Genomic DNA, 15,378 nt, shown 5'->3' on the forward strand with positions numbered 1-15,378 from the left:
AGTAGATGTATGGCAGTAAAGTGTAGTAACGGACATTGGTATGATCCAAAGATGTATAAGAGTTGTCCTCATTGCAAGAGGGCAGGAGAGCAGCTGAGTATATCTTTAGACGATGTGGAAGAAGATGACAAGACCGTATCTATTGCGGAAGTAGATATATCTCTTGGTGAACAGCTCGGTGAGATAATAGGCGGAAACTTTGAAAGTGCAGGAAATCTCATGCAGCCGGATATGGGCGAAATGCAGGAGAGTTCGTCAGAGGATGGTGATAAAACAGTATCTTTTGGATTTTTTGGAGTTACCAAAAAGCCGCCGGTAACGGGATGGCTCGTATGTATAAACGGCGATGAAAAGGGCAATGACTACAGGCTTCATGCAGGCAAGAATTTTGTAGGCAGAAGTCAGGCGATGGATGTTGTGCTTACTGATGACAAGAGTATTTCGAGGGAGAAACATTGCTCGGTCTTATATGACCCTAAGGGAAATGAGTTTTATGTGACGGCGGAAAAATCCAATATCGTTTATCTGAACGGGGATTTAGTGACAGAGCCGCACTCTTTGAAATTGGGTGATGTGATAAAAGTGGGAGAGACAGAGCTTAAATTTATACCATATTGTCAGGAGGATATAACATGGGAAAAAGAATAAGAAAGATAACATATGCGTTTCTAATCGTAGCACTGTTTACGGCATTAAATACAAAGGTGTCATATGCGGAGAGAAAGCAGTTAAATATTGAGCAGGCAGTAGGAAATCCTCCGGAGATAACAGCTTATGTAAATGGCGAAAAAGTTTCAAAAGATGCAGAGTACACAGCTTCTTTTAAGGGAAAAGACATTGAGTTTGAAACAAAAAGCGTGACTAAATTTGCAAAGGCAGATAAGCCTGTAAGATATGTTATATTTTTGGATAACTCAAAATCAGTTGACGAAAAACAGTTTAACGAAGTTAAGAAAAGTCTTGTAAACCTGAGAAAGAAAATAAGAAAGATTGACAAGATGGAGCTTTACACGGTCGGTGCTGACAGTAAACACGGAAATAAGGTTGAAGTCTTTAAGGCTGACGGAAAGTCGGACAAAAAAAGCCGTGACAAAGATATTAAAAAGATAAATAAGCTCAAGAGAAATAAAAATTATACGGTGCTGTACCGTTCGATAACAAAAAAACTTACGACAGTTGATAACTCATCAGAGCGAACAGTTATGTTTCTTATTACGGACGGAGAGGATGACAGTGCCGGAAAAGATAAGGAAGATTATAATGTAAATCCGGCAGTAAAGAAGTCTAAAGTACCGGTCTATGCGGTATTGCTGAAAAATGTAAGTTCAAAACCTAATCTTAGCAAGATAAAAAATACAAAGAAAAATATTCTTAATGAGAACTATAGCAGAGGTTATTATAAGGACTGCAGCAGCACAAAGGATGTAAAAAAAGGATTTAAAGAAATCAACAGGATATTGTTTGATGAGACATATGTATTAAAATTTAGAGCCGTTGACGGAAGTAACAAAACATTATCGTTGTCAGAGTCAAAGTTAAACATTGTTATGAAATCCGGCGGAAAGACAAAAGAAGCAGCTTTAGACAAAGAGGGACAGTTTGAATATACAAACAGCCAGAAAGATACTGACCGACCGAAAGTAAAGAGCATAGAACAGTCAGGGGACAATTCAATAAAAGTAAATATTGAAGATGGAACTACAAAAAACCTTACCGGTGCACAGGATAAGAGTAATTACCTTGTAAGGTTCAAAGGAAAAGACGCAAAAGTATGGGAAATATCAAACATAACCGTAAATGAACAGGAACATATATACACATTGTTCTTTAAAGACAAATTTTACACAGGCTCATATACATTGGAATGTAAGAATATTAAAGATGATTCCATGGAGAAAAATACGATAAAGACCAACAAGGTGAAATTTGAAGTTAAGGACGGGCTTAATCCGACAACCGAGGGAATCAAGCAGGCGGTAAGGACTTACTGGTGGATACTGGTTGTTCTCATAGTTATTGTCATAGGTGTGATAACTATCATAGTGATAAAGAAAAAGCCTGCAAATGTAGTGGAGGTGCCTGCCGATGACCTTATGAAAGCAGATTCAAAGCTGATAAGACTCATAATTACTGACAGGGCAGGAAAGATAAGAGAGGTAGAGTGGAATGTCGAGGGAAGTATCTTTGTAGGCAGGTCGAACATATGCAACATATATTTTGACGATGACAGGCTTTCAAGACAGCATTTTGCCATAGAAGTTACTAAAATGGCTTGCTATATAGAAGATCTGGAAACTACAAATTCAACTTTTGTAAACGGTGTGAAGATAACCGGAAAAAGGATGCTATTAGACGGGGATGTTATCACGGCGGGCAGAGAGAAATTTGAGTTTCACAGTGTAGAGAACGGAGGCGATGAGCAAGTTGGATAATTCAGATAGTTCGCTTAGGAAAGGTCATATCCTTGATCAGAAATACAGTATTAAAAAAGTTCTTGGCATAGGTGGATTTGGAAGAACATATCTGGCGGAGAGTATCTGGACACAGGAAAATTTCGCAATAAAGGAATACTTTCCGAATGACTGGGCAGTAAGAAGTGAGGACGGGATTTCACTTAGGGCTTTCGATGAAACAAAAAGAAGTTTTTATGAACATGGATTATCTGTTTTCGTAAATGAAGCAAAGATACTGAAAAATCTGAGAGAAGATGATGTCGTTGTAGATGTAAAGGACTTTTTCTATGAAAACAACACAGGATATATAGTCATGGAATATATACAGGGCTGCACACTTGCTCAGTATATGCAAAAACAAAACAGCATTATCCCGCTTGATATGGCAGAAGTGATAATCATAAGTGTTGCAAAGTCAATGTCAAAAATTCACCGGCTCGGACTGCTGCACAGAGATATAAGTCCGGACAACATAATGCTTTTAGAGGACGGCAGCATAAAATTGATAGATTTTGGAGCAACAAGGCAATATGCATTAAACGAAACAACGGATATGTCCGTTATGATAAAACCGGGATTTGCACCGATGGAGCAGTATTCCAGAACAGGAAAGCAGGGACCGTGGACGGATGTATATGCACTTGCTGCAACTTATTATTTTATCGTATCCGGTAAAAGACCACTTACTGCAGTGGACAGATGTGCCGGAGAGCAGCAGTTGTCCCTTAGCAGCGTAAATGGTAATGTGCCGGAAGAATTGAGCGAGGTTATAGATTGTGCACTGGAACTTGACTACTCCGTAAGAATACAGAACATGGAGGAATTTGTAAGGGAATTTGAAACTGCATACAGAGGCAGTGCAGATATTCCTGTTGATGTTTATCCGCATATCACTATGAAAATGCATGGAAAAACAAGAAAATGGAAGTTTATGCCTGATAAATGCGTCACCATAGGAAGGAGCATAAATGATTGTGATATATGTGTTGAGGAAGGTGATGTGAGCAGGATTCACTGTAAAGTGATGTATGATGCAATATCAAATCAGTTTAAGATATTGGATCTGTCTAAAAACGGAACATATACCCAAAATGGTCTTATCGGAAGAGACAGGAGTGCCATTTTAAATACCGGAGATGTGTTTTGGCTTGTGGACGAGCAGATTAAGTTTTATTTGGAGGTGAGATAGTTTTGTTTGGAAAAAGGAAAAAAGAACCACAACCTGAAATTAATATTCAGAGAAATGTTTCACATACTGTAGTGAGGACAGTGCCGGAGATAATTACCTGCAAATACTCGGCAACCGGAAACAGAAAATACCAGCAGGATGCGGTATATGTTTCGGGGAGTAAAAAAATAGCAGCCAACCGGAAAACAAGAGTGATGGCGGCTGTGTGTGACGGAATGGGTGGAATGGCAGACGGAGAGAAAGCGAGCCGCACAGCCATAACAATGTTAAAAGACGGATTTGAAAAGATAGAAAAAGACCCTAATGTCAATATACCGTTATTTTTTCAGAGCGGGATAAAAGCGATAGACAAAGTTATACATGATTTCCATGAAGAAGGAGAAAAAGGTTCAGGAACTACGATGGTTGCAGTAATAACTGAGGAAAACAGGCTTTACTGGGCATCAGTCGGTGACAGTAGGATATATCTTTTAAGGGGAGATGAGATAAAGCTTGTCACAAGAGATCACAACTATTATCTCCGTCTTATGCAGATGGTTGAAAATGGGAGCATGACAAAAGAAGAAGCAATGAGACACCGTCAGAAAGAGGCACTTATAAGTTTCCTCGGAATAGGCAATGTAAAACTTATGGATGTTATCGACAAGCCTTTTGAGATGCAGACGGGGGACATGGTTCTTTTGTGCAGTGATGGTGTCACAAAGACACTTTCAAAAGACAGGATAAAAATGATATTAAAGAATGATGCCGTATCAATGCAGAAAAAAGCAGAGATACTGGTTGAGGCAGCAGTGAGGGAAAATACACATTCCCAGGACAACACATCAGTTGCACTGCTTCAATATATAGAAACTAAAATAACAAAGGAGAGATAAATTATGAACTTAAGCAGATGTAGTAACGGACATTTTTATGATAAGGAGAAATTCCCAACCTGCCCATACTGTGCACAGGGAGCAGGAAATGATGACGGACTTACCTCAGTGTTTGATGAAAGTCAGGGAAATGATATAGGGGCAACACAGCCATTGACTTACAACAATCCTCCTCAGCAGCCACAGGCAGGAGGTTATGTTCAAAATAACATACAGACAGAACAAAATATGATGAATAATTTTGGCAGAGGCGGACATGAAGAGGTGGCTGACGCGACAGAGACTTTAGGCGGCAATCCGGATAGTCTGGGCAGCAGTCAGGATAGTTTTATAGGAAGAACTGAGCCAAGAAAGCCATCTGTTCAGGAGGTACAAAAGATAACGCCGGGCGGTGTCATGGAAGAGGATGATGACCATACGGTAGCATTTTATGATGATATTTTTTCATCACCGACCACGAGCAAGGCTAATACGGTTCCTGTTAAGGAAACCGTGGCAAAAGAGCCGGTAAAAAGGTCAGTATCGACACCTTGCACAGGCTGGGTCATTGCACTTGACGGAAATCATCTGGGCGAGGATTTCAGACTTAAGGTTGGAAAGAACTTTGTCGGCAGGGATGCATCAATGGATATAGCACTTGTGGGGGACAAGAGTGTTTCAAGAAATAAGCACGCAATACTTGTATATGAACCAAAACAGCATTTATATCTTGTTCAGCCGGGAGAGTCAAGCGAACTTGTCTATCTGAACGATGAAGTAGTATTAAGTCCTATGAAGCTTCAGGCATACGATGTTATCACGGTCGGTGAAGTAAAACTTTTATTTATGCCGTTGTGTGGTGCGAAGTTTAACTGGACGGACTATTTAACACAAAACAGACAGTAAGTCAGATATGTGAGGTTGTATATGAACAAATTGGCTAAGTTTTTCAGGATAGCAGTTGTTTTTCTGTTATTGGCAGACATAGGATTTTTATTTATGCCTGTGATAAAAACTGTTCAGGAGAATTATCCGACTGATATTTACAGTCAGGCAGATTTTATAAAGGACACCTTTTCAAAATTTATAATGGGAAAGTCGGGATTAAAGATTTCGGGCAGTCAGGCACTTGAGATAATGGTATTTATCGTTCTTCCGGCACTTCTTTCGGTTATTTTTATGATAGTAAGCATTGTTGCAGGAAGCAGGCAGATAATATCAGGATTTGCGGCGATTGTTACGGCGGTATTAAATATAGTCTTTACAACAAAAGCAACCGGTATAGGTCAGATTTATAAAAAACAGTATCAGGATATAGTAAGATTGCGTGGACTAAATATGATAATGGTATTAGCAGTGATGCTGATAATCTGCGGAATACTTATAATCATAACAAAACCTGCAAAGGCGAAAAAGAACAAGGATAAAGACAATATGATACCTGATGTTGAGCAGATACATCAGGAGCGGATAAAACCAAAATATGAATTTATCGACGAAGCAAGACCTGAGCAGGCTGGTACTTCGGCAGCAGAACAGGTTCAAAATGCACAGCAGGTACAAAGCGGTGAAGTCACACACGATGCGGGTACGGTACAAAATATTGAAAATTTACAGAAAGCACAGCCGGATGATTCAGGTCAGGGAAGACCGAGAGGAGTTATGGTCGGCATTACGGGAATGTATGCCGGAGCTGAGATACCTTTTAAACCGGGCGAAGAATTAAAGTTTGGCAGAGACAATGTAAATGATGTTGTATTCCCGGAGGCACGCAAGATAAGCCGTACTCACTGTACCATAACATGGGATGCACAAAAAGAGGAATTTTATATTGTTGACAATTCTTCAAACGGATGCTTCATAAATGAGATGGATGAATGTATTCCGCAAAATCTGCCTATCAGACTGGAAGTCGGAACTATCCTTGACATAGGCGATGATACTAATCGTTTCAGATTAGAGTAAAAAAGAAATGAGGACAGGTTATGGCAAATGAATTATGTATGAACTGCTTTAGTGTCAAAGGACCGTATGAGGTGTGCCGTTATTGCGGTTATGTGGAGGGAACACCTCCGGAGCAGCCGCACTATCTCAGACCGGGAACAGTTTTAAAAGGACATTTTATTGTTGGAACGGCAATAGGTGTCGGTGGTTTCGGAATAACTTACAAATGTTATGATGCGACACTTGGTGTCATCGTTGCGATAAAAGAGTTTTTCCCGGTAGGTCTTGTAAACAGGTCACCGGGAGAGATGAAAGTAGGTCTTTTGTCCGGTGAGAAAGAGAAGCAGTATAAAAATCAGATAAAGCGTTTCCTTATGGAGGCTCAGAGTATCGCACAGTTTGGAAAAGCAAATGACATAGTAAATGTGTTTGATTATTTTGAGGAGAACAATACGGCATACATAGTCATGGAATATATAGATGGTGTACTTCTCAAAGATTACCTTGAAAAACAGGGTGCACTGTCGCCGGATATAGCGATGACTATCATAGAACCGGTAGTTGAAGCCTTAAAAAAGATACACGCAAGTGGGATTATACACAGGGATATAAGCCCGGACAATATATTTATTGCAGGTGAGGACTCGGTAAAAGTATTTGATTTTGGTGCGGCGATATTAAATGACGAAAGCGGAGCAAAAGAGGGCGAAAAAGTCATAAAGGTAGGATATTCCGCACCGGAACAGTACAGAGACAGTGCCGGGCAGGGATATTTCACTGACATATATTCGATAGGTGCGATACTGTACCAGATGATAACGGGACAAAAGCCTATTGAGTCTACCGAGAGGGAATACAAGGACGAACTCAAATCACCGTTAGAACTTGGTTTTGACATAGAGCCAAATCTTGACAGGGCGATAATGGAGGCATTGGCGGTGCAGCCGGCACTCAGATTTCAGGGAATACAGCAGTTTGATGATGCGATAAACGGCAAGAGAAAAGCGGAATATCCAAAAGTAAAACTGCGTATAAGGAAAAGAAAGAGGATAATGGTTGCCTGTATGTCGCTGCTGGCACTTGCGGCAATAGGGGTTGGCGGCTTATTTTTCAATAATAAAATAAAGCATAGTGACAAACTGTATAACGAGAATGCAAAGATAGAAAAGGCAACTGACATAGTTGTATGGGTAGATAACGATAAAATGAAAGATACAGTTGAAAAGACTGTATCCCGTGCAAATATGAAAGTTAAATCTGCCGTAAAAAGTACAAAAACTTCAGACGGAGGTCAGTTTACAAAAGAGCAGAAAGCTGAAAATCCTAAGATTACCGTGGAAGTAAAGAACATAAGTGATAAAAACAGCGGTTACAAAGATATGGATGCTGCACTTAAGGCTGCAAAAGATGGCAAAGAAAAATATCCTGACATGATACAGACGGATGATATTACGGATATAACATCAGGTGAAAAGAAAATGGTGTCACTTAAGGATAATGTCTATGCGATGCTCAACCTCAGAGATTACAGCTATATGTCAGCTTATTCAAAATATTATCCTGATATGAAGCAGATGCCGACATCGTTTGATATTGTCCTAATGTATGCATTAAAGGATATTCAGACCAGCCGGGACAAAAAGTCTCTTATGGAGAGCAGATGGTATGGCAAAGATGGAGATTATGACAACTGTAAGACTGTGGAGCTTGATGAGATACTGAAAAATGCAGGAAGTGGCAGTGAGTCGGTATATATTGACAGGAAATACCGCACATTACTCTCACTTTATCAAAACAGCACTGATGTAAATAGTGACGGAACATGGGATTCATCGGATGAGGATATAAAAAGCAGCATAAAGCAGTTTGATGATGTATCAGCGGATACAGTTTCATGGCTCAAAGATAAAAATAATTACGGAAAAAAGCAGTTTGAAAGTAATAGTGAGAATTATCTAAAAGGAATAAATATCATTTCAGGAATAGAGTACCGCAAGGAACTTTATAAGACACAGGCGGCAGAAAGTGATGGCTACAGACTGCTTATACCTGTTATTGACGGAAAGATGCTTGTAAGATATACGGGAACTTTCTCAATCTTTGACAATGATGACAAAGACAAAAAGCTTGCATCTGAAAGATTATTGTACTACATGGTAGCACAGGATGATTTTGAAGATGGTGAGATACAGAACTATCCGCTAGTTTTAAGTTCAAACGGACTTGAAGCGGCAACAGCCATCTCAGGACAGAGAAGTCTTGAGAAAATGATAAAAGAAATTCAGACACCTTGCATTATGTTAAATACAAATGATGGGAAGATAAATGAAAAGTAATATTTGAAAAGGACAAAAGGCTTATGCAGAACAGTGACAGATTACAATCAACGGTTTATGTGGATAACACAAAGTATTACGGTTCTTCTAATAAACTTATCGTTTTGAGCAACGGACAGATAACAGAGTATGACCTTGCCGGGATGAAAAAAGACAGACTGTTTTTTGGAAGTTCGATGCAGTGTGACATAGTTATAAATGACCCGGTGATTTCAGAAATACAGGGAAAAATAAAACTTGTAAATGATATGGTCTATGTCGGGGATCTGGATGACAGTGGAAAAATGTATCTGTATCGTGACAGAAGTTACCATCCGATGTTTGCCAAAAAGTATTATGTAAAACAGCCGGGTGATATGTTTATCAGGATAGCAGGGAGCAGCAGTTACAGCAGTAAAAATGTAATACTCGTATTTTCAAGTATTTCAAGAAATTCAGTCTGGAGCACAAAAAAACTTACAAAACCTCAGACAACGATAGGGCGTGACAGCCGCAATGACATAGTGCTTGAAAATCCGGGTGTGTCAAGGAAACACGCACTTCTTGTAAATAGTGCAAACGGCTATGTGATATATGACAACAACAGTGTGAACAGTATTTATGTAAACGGCGAAATCGTGCAGAGGGCAGGCAGTATGGAAGTACATGACGGCGATATAATACAGATTGCCGGCATAACTATGTTCCTCTCGGAAAACAGTGTCATATACCAGCAGGCGGCAGGCGGAGCATCATTGGAGCTGCACAATGTAAACAAGATTGTCGGCAAGGCTGATGACAGAAAAAAAATATTAAATCATGTTTTCTGTGACATAGGAAACAACGAGTTCGTAGCCATTATAGGTGGTTCGGGAGCAGGCAAGACCACGGTTATGAATGCGATGAGTGGATTTGACTATGACATTTCCGGAAAAGTTTATTGCAATGGAATAGACCTCAGAAAGAATTTTCAGTCACTTAAAAATATGATAGGTTTTGTGCCGCAGCAGGACATAATATATGAAAATCTCAAATTGAGAAGAATGTTAGAATATACGGCACAGTTAAAGATGCCGCCAGATACGACAAAGGGAGAGAGAGACGAGAGAATACAAAAAGTCTTACAGATGGTGGGACTTGAGGAAAGAGCAAATGAATATATAAGAAAACTCAGTGGAGGCCAGAAAAAGAGAGCGAGTATAGCAGTTGAGCTTCTCGCAGACCCCGGACTGTTCTTCCTTGATGAACCTACATCAGGTCTTGACCCTGATACAGAGAAAAGTCTTATGAACACGCTTGCAAAACTGTCAAAAACAGAGAATAAGACAATAATCATGGTAACACATACAGTGCAGAACATAAACCTTTGTGACAAAGTTATCTTTATGGGACCGGGAGGAAAAATCTGTTACTGTGGCAAACCGGACAAAATGTATGAATATTTTGGAAAAGACAGTCTTGTGGATGTGTATAGCGAGCTTGCTTCGAATGTTGATATGTGGAATATGAAATATCTTATGCTTTATAAAGAGCAGCATCTTGACAGGAACACGGAGATACCTGAAGTAAATGAGAATGAAAAAATATCAGACATGATAAAAGATTCAGGAAAGAAAACATCACCGTTAAAGCAGCTTGGAGTTCTCACAAAGAGATATTTTGAACTTGTTTTTAATGACAGACAAAGACTTTTATTGCTTTTATTGCAGCCGTTCATAATAGCTCTTTTGTTAAAAGTAGTGGCAAAAAAAGATGTTTTTAAGATATATGACTCGACACAGTCGATAATGTTTGCACTTGCCTGCTCCGGAATATGGATAGGCTTGTTCAACACGATACAGGAAGTATGTAAGGAAAGACCTATACTGAAGCGTGAATACATGGGAAATCTGAGACTATGGACATATATATTGTCAAAATATATAGTTCAGGCGGTTGTGTGCTTTATGCAGACTACCATCTTGACGGGATTGTTTCTGGTGCTTATGAAACACGCACCTAAAAAGGAACAGGTACTTCCAACTCCGCAGCTTGAGATATGGCTCACGATATTCCTTACGATATATGCGTCTGCAGCATTGGGACTTATAGTGTCATCATGTGTAAGAAACAGTGACAGGGCTATGGCACTTGCACCGTTTGTACTTATAATACAGCTTTTATTCTCAGGCGTATTATTTGAGTTAAAAGGTGCAGCAGACAAAATATCTTACATTACTGTCAGCAGATGGTCTATGGAGTGTCTTGGAAATATCACAAACTTAAATAAACTGAATATGAAAGTGACAGGAATGCCACATGAACATAATGATTTATACAATAGAGGAGCATCACATCTGACTAATACATGGCTGATATTATTTTTAATGATGGCAGTATGCGGAGTGATAAGTGTAATTGTACTTAGAAATCTTAAGAAAGATACACGATAGGAGGTAAAAGACATGAATAAAAAAAATATGGCAATGCTGGTTGCAATAGCAATGATTTTTTCTTTATTTACCGGGATAAACTTTGGGACAGGAAAAGCACAGGCAGAAGTGACAAATCCAGAAGAAATTATAGCAGCAACAAACTGTGCGATAAATGTTAGTGGAGAAAGTGGTAGTGTAGCCGGTGAAGAAGCTGCAGGGTCTTGGAGCAGAGAATATAAAGAATATAGTGGTACGGCAGAATTAGAAACAGAGGCAGTATCTAAAGCTGCATTTACTATTAGTGCAACTACAACTGCTGTTGCTTCTTACTATTATATAGAAGAAGTTGCGGATAGTGACAATTATAATTATACTGTAAAGAATTTAGATGCGTTGGAAAGTTTAGAGAGTGCACATTGGAATAAATATGAAAATCAAAAAATAACATTATCAGATTATGCAGGAAAACGGATAGTAATTTATGCAAAATTTGAGTCACCATACGGAAATGTTGCTTATCTGCACACAAAGATTATCAAGATAGCAGAAGCTACTCCAATGGAGACCCCGACAGCACCGACAACAGAGCCGAGTCAGAGCCCGACAGGAGCACCGACAACAGAGCCAAGCCAGAGTCCGACAGGGAAACCAACTGCAGAGCCAAGCCAGAGTCCGACAGGGAAACCAACAGCAGAGCCAAGTCAGAGTCCGACAGGAGAGCCGACAACAGAGCCAAGTCAGAATCCGACAGGAACACCAACAGCAGAGCCAAGTCAGAATCCGACAGGAACACCAACTGTAGAGCCAAGTCAGAATCCGACAGGAACACCAACAGCAGAGCCAAGTCAGAGTCCAACGGAGAATCCGACGACAGAGCCAAGTCAGACCCCTATGGTGACACCTACAGTAGAGCCATCAAAAACTCCTGATAAGAAACTTTCAGTAAATTATGACAACTCTGACAAATATGTAAAAAGCGGTACGGCATTAAATTTAAAAGTAACTGTAAAGACAGATGCCCAGTGTACTTATAAATGGTACAAAAAAGGCAGTGACAAATCATTGTCTGAAAAGAGCAGCTACAAGACACGTAAAAATGCAAAAATAGGAAAATACACCTACTATTGTGAAATATCAGCGGATGGATACGAGACTGTTAAATGCGATTTTACGGTTATGGTTTACAAACCGAATGTTACGGTTGCATGGGGAAGTTCGGCATCATCAAAGGAAATATTTGGCACAAGCCTTAAAGTTAAAAAGATTACGGTACCTTCAAAATACAAGAAAAATCTTTCTGTAAATGCAAAGACCGGAAAGGTAAGCGTGAAGAAATATTTTTCAGGCAAGGCTGTTGTCACATATGTCATTGGAAAAAATAAGATTAAGATTACGGTGAAATCTAAAATTCCACAGATTAAATATACGGCGACATATTCAAAGAAAAAACAGCAGTTGGAAATAAAAATTAACCGCTTTGTTATGAGTAATCTAAGCCATGTATATATTATGGCAAAAGGTAACAATCATTGGAATTCAAGATGTTATAAACTGGTTAAACTGCCTATTAAGAAAAAGAAAAACAGTGTGATTATAAAAGGATATACGGTTAAAATAACCAACTTTGAAATGAAATTTTTATTAAACACAAATGCTGATACTTATAAGGCATGGAAACACAATAAAAAATCTAAAACCAATGTAGTTAAGCAGAAATAATGTAAAGGTCAAAAGCAGAAAGTAATGTATGTTTATATGCAGAGTGATATCTGCCTGTATGACCTGTTAAACACCGACAAGTTTATGTAAATATATACGGAAATGAGGGAACGCTATGAAAATTTGTATGGGTTGTATGAACCAGGTTTCTGACAACGACAAAATATGTCCGGCTTGCGGATATGACCAGTCGAATGTCAGGGAAAAATCATATTATCTGGACCCGGGTACTATTATCGGAGGAAAGTTCATCGTAGGTAAAGCGTTGGAGTACGGCGGATATACGGTAAAATACCTCGGCTTTGATGCCGAGGCACAGCATAAAGTCATAATAAGCGAGTATCTTCCTAGTGACTTTTCAACCCGTTCTGACGGAGAGAGTGAAGTTACCATATATTCAGGAGATGCGTACGAACAGTTTTCACATGGTCTTGAAACATTTTTAAATGAAGGAAATAAGATACAGCAGCTTGCCGATACACAGGGAGTTGCAAAAGTTTATGACTGTATAGCTGAAAATGATACAGGGTATGTTATATCTGAGTACCTTGTGGGAACAACATTAAAAGAAGTTCTTGATACGGGAAAGGTATATAAACCTGAGGAGGCAAAACAGTTTATATCACAGATACTTATCGGACTTATGAAAGTGCATCCACTAGACATTATCCATTGTGATATAGCACCGGAAACTATCTTTATAACTGAGCAGGGTGAAGTAAAACTGTTAGACTTTGGTGCAACAAGATATGTAACAACAGCAAATTCAAAAAGTCTTGCCATCATATTAAAACAGGGCTATGCACCGGAAGAACAGTACAGAAGCCAGGGAAAAAGAGGTCCGTGGACGGATGTCTATGCTCTTGCGGCAGTCATGTATAGGATGATAACGGGAAAAGTGCCGCCTGAGTCTGTAGACAGAGCATTATCTGATGAGATAACAGAGCCGTCAAAATTAAACACAGGTATAAGCCAGTCGATGGAAAACGCACTTATGAATGCCTTAAATGTGTATCAGGATGACAGGACAAAGACTGCACAGGAGTTTTACAAAGAGCTTAATTCTTCTGATACAAAAAGACGCAAAGTAAAGCGTGCAAAGCGTGATACGGGAAAAATGCCTATATGGGTGAAAGGTCTTGTCGCAGTCGTAGGTGTAGCTGTTATAGCCGGAGGCGCAGTTGTGATAAAAGGACTGCATGACGGAGGAAGCAGCAACCAGGGTGCGACACAGGAAAAATTTAAGATTGTCAGCGAAGTAAAAAGCGGTGATATGACGATTGCTGATTTTGATAAAGAGTGGACTGATTTTGGTCTGAAAAAAGGAAACAGGACTGTTGAGTACAGATATGACCCAAACAATGCCGAGGGTACGGTACTTGAATACAATGATATGACAAATGATGTGCTTAAGGACGGAAGAACTTTGGATGAAGTGAACTCGGACATAAAGAAAAACAGGACGGTATATGCAAATGTCATAGTCGCAAGTACGAAGAATGTAACATTTTCAGAAAAATGGCTTAAAAACTGCACCAACACTAGATGGGCTCAAAGTGCGTCTGTCAAAAAGCGTATAAAAGCATCTAAAGATGTATATATGCAGAGCTATATACCTGACGGAGTCAGCCTGAAAAAGGGTGATGATACACAGGCTTACGGAACTTTGTCAAAGATAATATATGACAAAAATATGATAGACCTTGATGCGATAAGAAAGAAATATGCTTCTGATACGGCGAAAGCTGACAGCGAGATAAAGAAACAGACTGCAAAGATAAACGGAATGGATACTTCCAAGAAGAAGATTCAGTTTATATACCATACCGGTGCATATTACACAATGTCGAAAGCAAATTGCAAGAGATACGGTACATTTGAAGGAAAGAGTATATCGTCAGTTAAGTTTGTCTACAGCAAAAATCCTAAAGACCATAAAACAGGCAACAGGGCAAGACTTCGTACACTGTCGTCGGACAAATATTCAAGTGAGTATGTAAGTTTCAGATATGGCAGGGGAACTATTGTAAAAGTTCTCTCTAAAAGTCTTAAAAATAAAAAGGGCTATGACGGAAGAAATGATGATTCTGAAAACGGTGACGGAAAGCTTTTTGCCACTGTCAGAAGCCATGTATCGATAAACAGTTCACTTACCGTTGCAAGACTGAAAAGATATGCTTCAAATGCCGGTGCATCACTTGGAACAAAATATCCTGACAATTATATCGTCAAAAAAGTATGGGTAAACGGAAAGTCAAATGTTACTGAGTTTAAGCAGGGCGACAGGCTTAAGATTTCTGCTGAGCCGAAACCAACACCAAAGCCGGTAGTGACAAAGAGACCTGAAACAGTTACAAAACCAAGTGGCAATAGCGGCAGCAGTAACAGCACACCTAAAAAGCCTAGTGGTGGTAGCAGTAAAAAGAAGGGTGACAGCTATAATGATTTTGGGCAACAACCATGAAAATAGCTAGTAGTATTAAATCTTTC

10 protein-coding genes are annotated in these 15,378 nt (G+C 39.4%); all 10 read left to right on the forward strand.

Annotated features, from left to right (window positions below; translation table 11 throughout):
• Positions 1-9: 9 nt before the first annotated feature.
• The 10 genes from DW721_RS00480 (at position 10) to DW721_RS00525 (ending at position 15,352) form a co-directional block, all read left to right on the forward strand.
• Positions 10-648, forward strand: a complete 639-nt coding sequence (locus DW721_RS00480) for an FHA domain-containing protein (RefSeq protein ID WP_022013773.1) — start codon at positions 10-12, stop codon at positions 646-648.
• On the forward strand, positions 633-2,432 hold the full coding sequence (locus DW721_RS00485) for an FHA domain-containing protein (protein ID WP_118744450.1): 1,800 nt from the start codon (positions 633-635) through the stop codon (positions 2,430-2,432). The genes DW721_RS00480 and DW721_RS00485 overlap by 16 nt, the downstream gene beginning before the upstream one ends.
• The gene (locus DW721_RS00490; RefSeq protein ID WP_182431478.1) at positions 2,425-3,642 is read left to right on the forward strand and encodes an FHA domain-containing serine/threonine-protein kinase; all 1,218 of its coding nucleotides are present in this window, start codon (positions 2,425-2,427) and stop codon (positions 3,640-3,642) included. Before DW721_RS00485 ends, DW721_RS00490 begins: the two co-directional genes overlap by 8 nt.
• A gap of 2 nt (positions 3,643-3,644) precedes the next feature.
• Entirely contained in the window at positions 3,645-4,517 is an 873-nt protein-coding gene (locus DW721_RS00495) for a protein phosphatase 2C domain-containing protein (RefSeq protein WP_022013770.1), read from the forward strand.
• A 3-nt stretch (positions 4,518-4,520) separates the two neighbouring features.
• Entirely contained in the window at positions 4,521-5,402 is an 882-nt protein-coding gene (locus DW721_RS00500) for an FHA domain-containing protein (protein WP_118744451.1), read from the forward strand.
• A gap of 21 nt (positions 5,403-5,423) precedes the next feature.
• Positions 5,424-6,461, forward strand: coding sequence for an FHA domain-containing protein (locus tag DW721_RS00505; RefSeq protein ID WP_118744452.1), 1,038 nt, complete (start codon positions 5,424-5,426; stop codon positions 6,459-6,461).
• Between the two features lie 20 nt (positions 6,462-6,481).
• Positions 6,482-8,776: a serine/threonine-protein kinase gene (locus DW721_RS00510; protein WP_118744453.1), complete on the forward strand. Its 2,295-nt coding sequence runs from the start codon at positions 6,482-6,484 to the stop codon at positions 8,774-8,776.
• Positions 8,777-8,799: 23 nt separating this feature from the next.
• Positions 8,800-11,187, forward strand: a complete 2,388-nt coding sequence (locus DW721_RS00515) for an ATP-binding cassette domain-containing protein (RefSeq protein WP_243035916.1) — start codon at positions 8,800-8,802, stop codon at positions 11,185-11,187.
• 12 nt (positions 11,188-11,199) lie between these two features.
• The gene (locus tag DW721_RS00520) at positions 11,200-12,888 is read left to right on the forward strand and encodes a hypothetical protein (protein WP_118744454.1); all 1,689 of its coding nucleotides are present in this window, start codon (positions 11,200-11,202) and stop codon (positions 12,886-12,888) included.
• 115 nt (positions 12,889-13,003) lie between these two features.
• On the forward strand, positions 13,004-15,352 hold the full coding sequence (locus tag DW721_RS00525) for a serine/threonine-protein kinase (protein WP_118744455.1): 2,349 nt from the start codon (positions 13,004-13,006) through the stop codon (positions 15,350-15,352).
• Positions 15,353-15,378: the final 26 nt, after the last annotated feature.

Source organism: Clostridium sp. AM27-31LB, from assembly GCF_003480745.1.
GTDB classification, from domain to species: domain Bacteria; phylum Bacillota; class Clostridia; order Lachnospirales; family Lachnospiraceae; genus Butyribacter; species Butyribacter intestini.

Coding starts and splice junctions, on each gene's coding strand:
- DW721_RS00480 (WP_022013773.1), top strand. CDS start 10: ATGGCAGTAAAGTGTAGTAACGGACATTGGTATGATCCAAAGATGTAT.
- DW721_RS00510 (WP_118744453.1), top strand. CDS start 6,482: ATGGCAAATGAATTATGTATGAACTGCTTTAGTGTCAAAGGACCGTAT.
- DW721_RS00500 (WP_118744451.1), top strand. CDS start 4,521: ATGAACTTAAGCAGATGTAGTAACGGACATTTTTATGATAAGGAGAAA.
- DW721_RS00525 (WP_118744455.1), top strand. CDS start 13,004: ATGAAAATTTGTATGGGTTGTATGAACCAGGTTTCTGACAACGACAAA.
- DW721_RS00515 (WP_243035916.1), top strand. CDS start 8,800: ATGCAGAACAGTGACAGATTACAATCAACGGTTTATGTGGATAACACA.
- DW721_RS00485 (WP_118744450.1), top strand. CDS start 633: ATGGGAAAAAGAATAAGAAAGATAACATATGCGTTTCTAATCGTAGCA.
- DW721_RS00520 (WP_118744454.1), top strand. CDS start 11,200: ATGAATAAAAAAAATATGGCAATGCTGGTTGCAATAGCAATGATTTTT.
- DW721_RS00505 (WP_118744452.1), top strand. CDS start 5,424: ATGAACAAATTGGCTAAGTTTTTCAGGATAGCAGTTGTTTTTCTGTTA.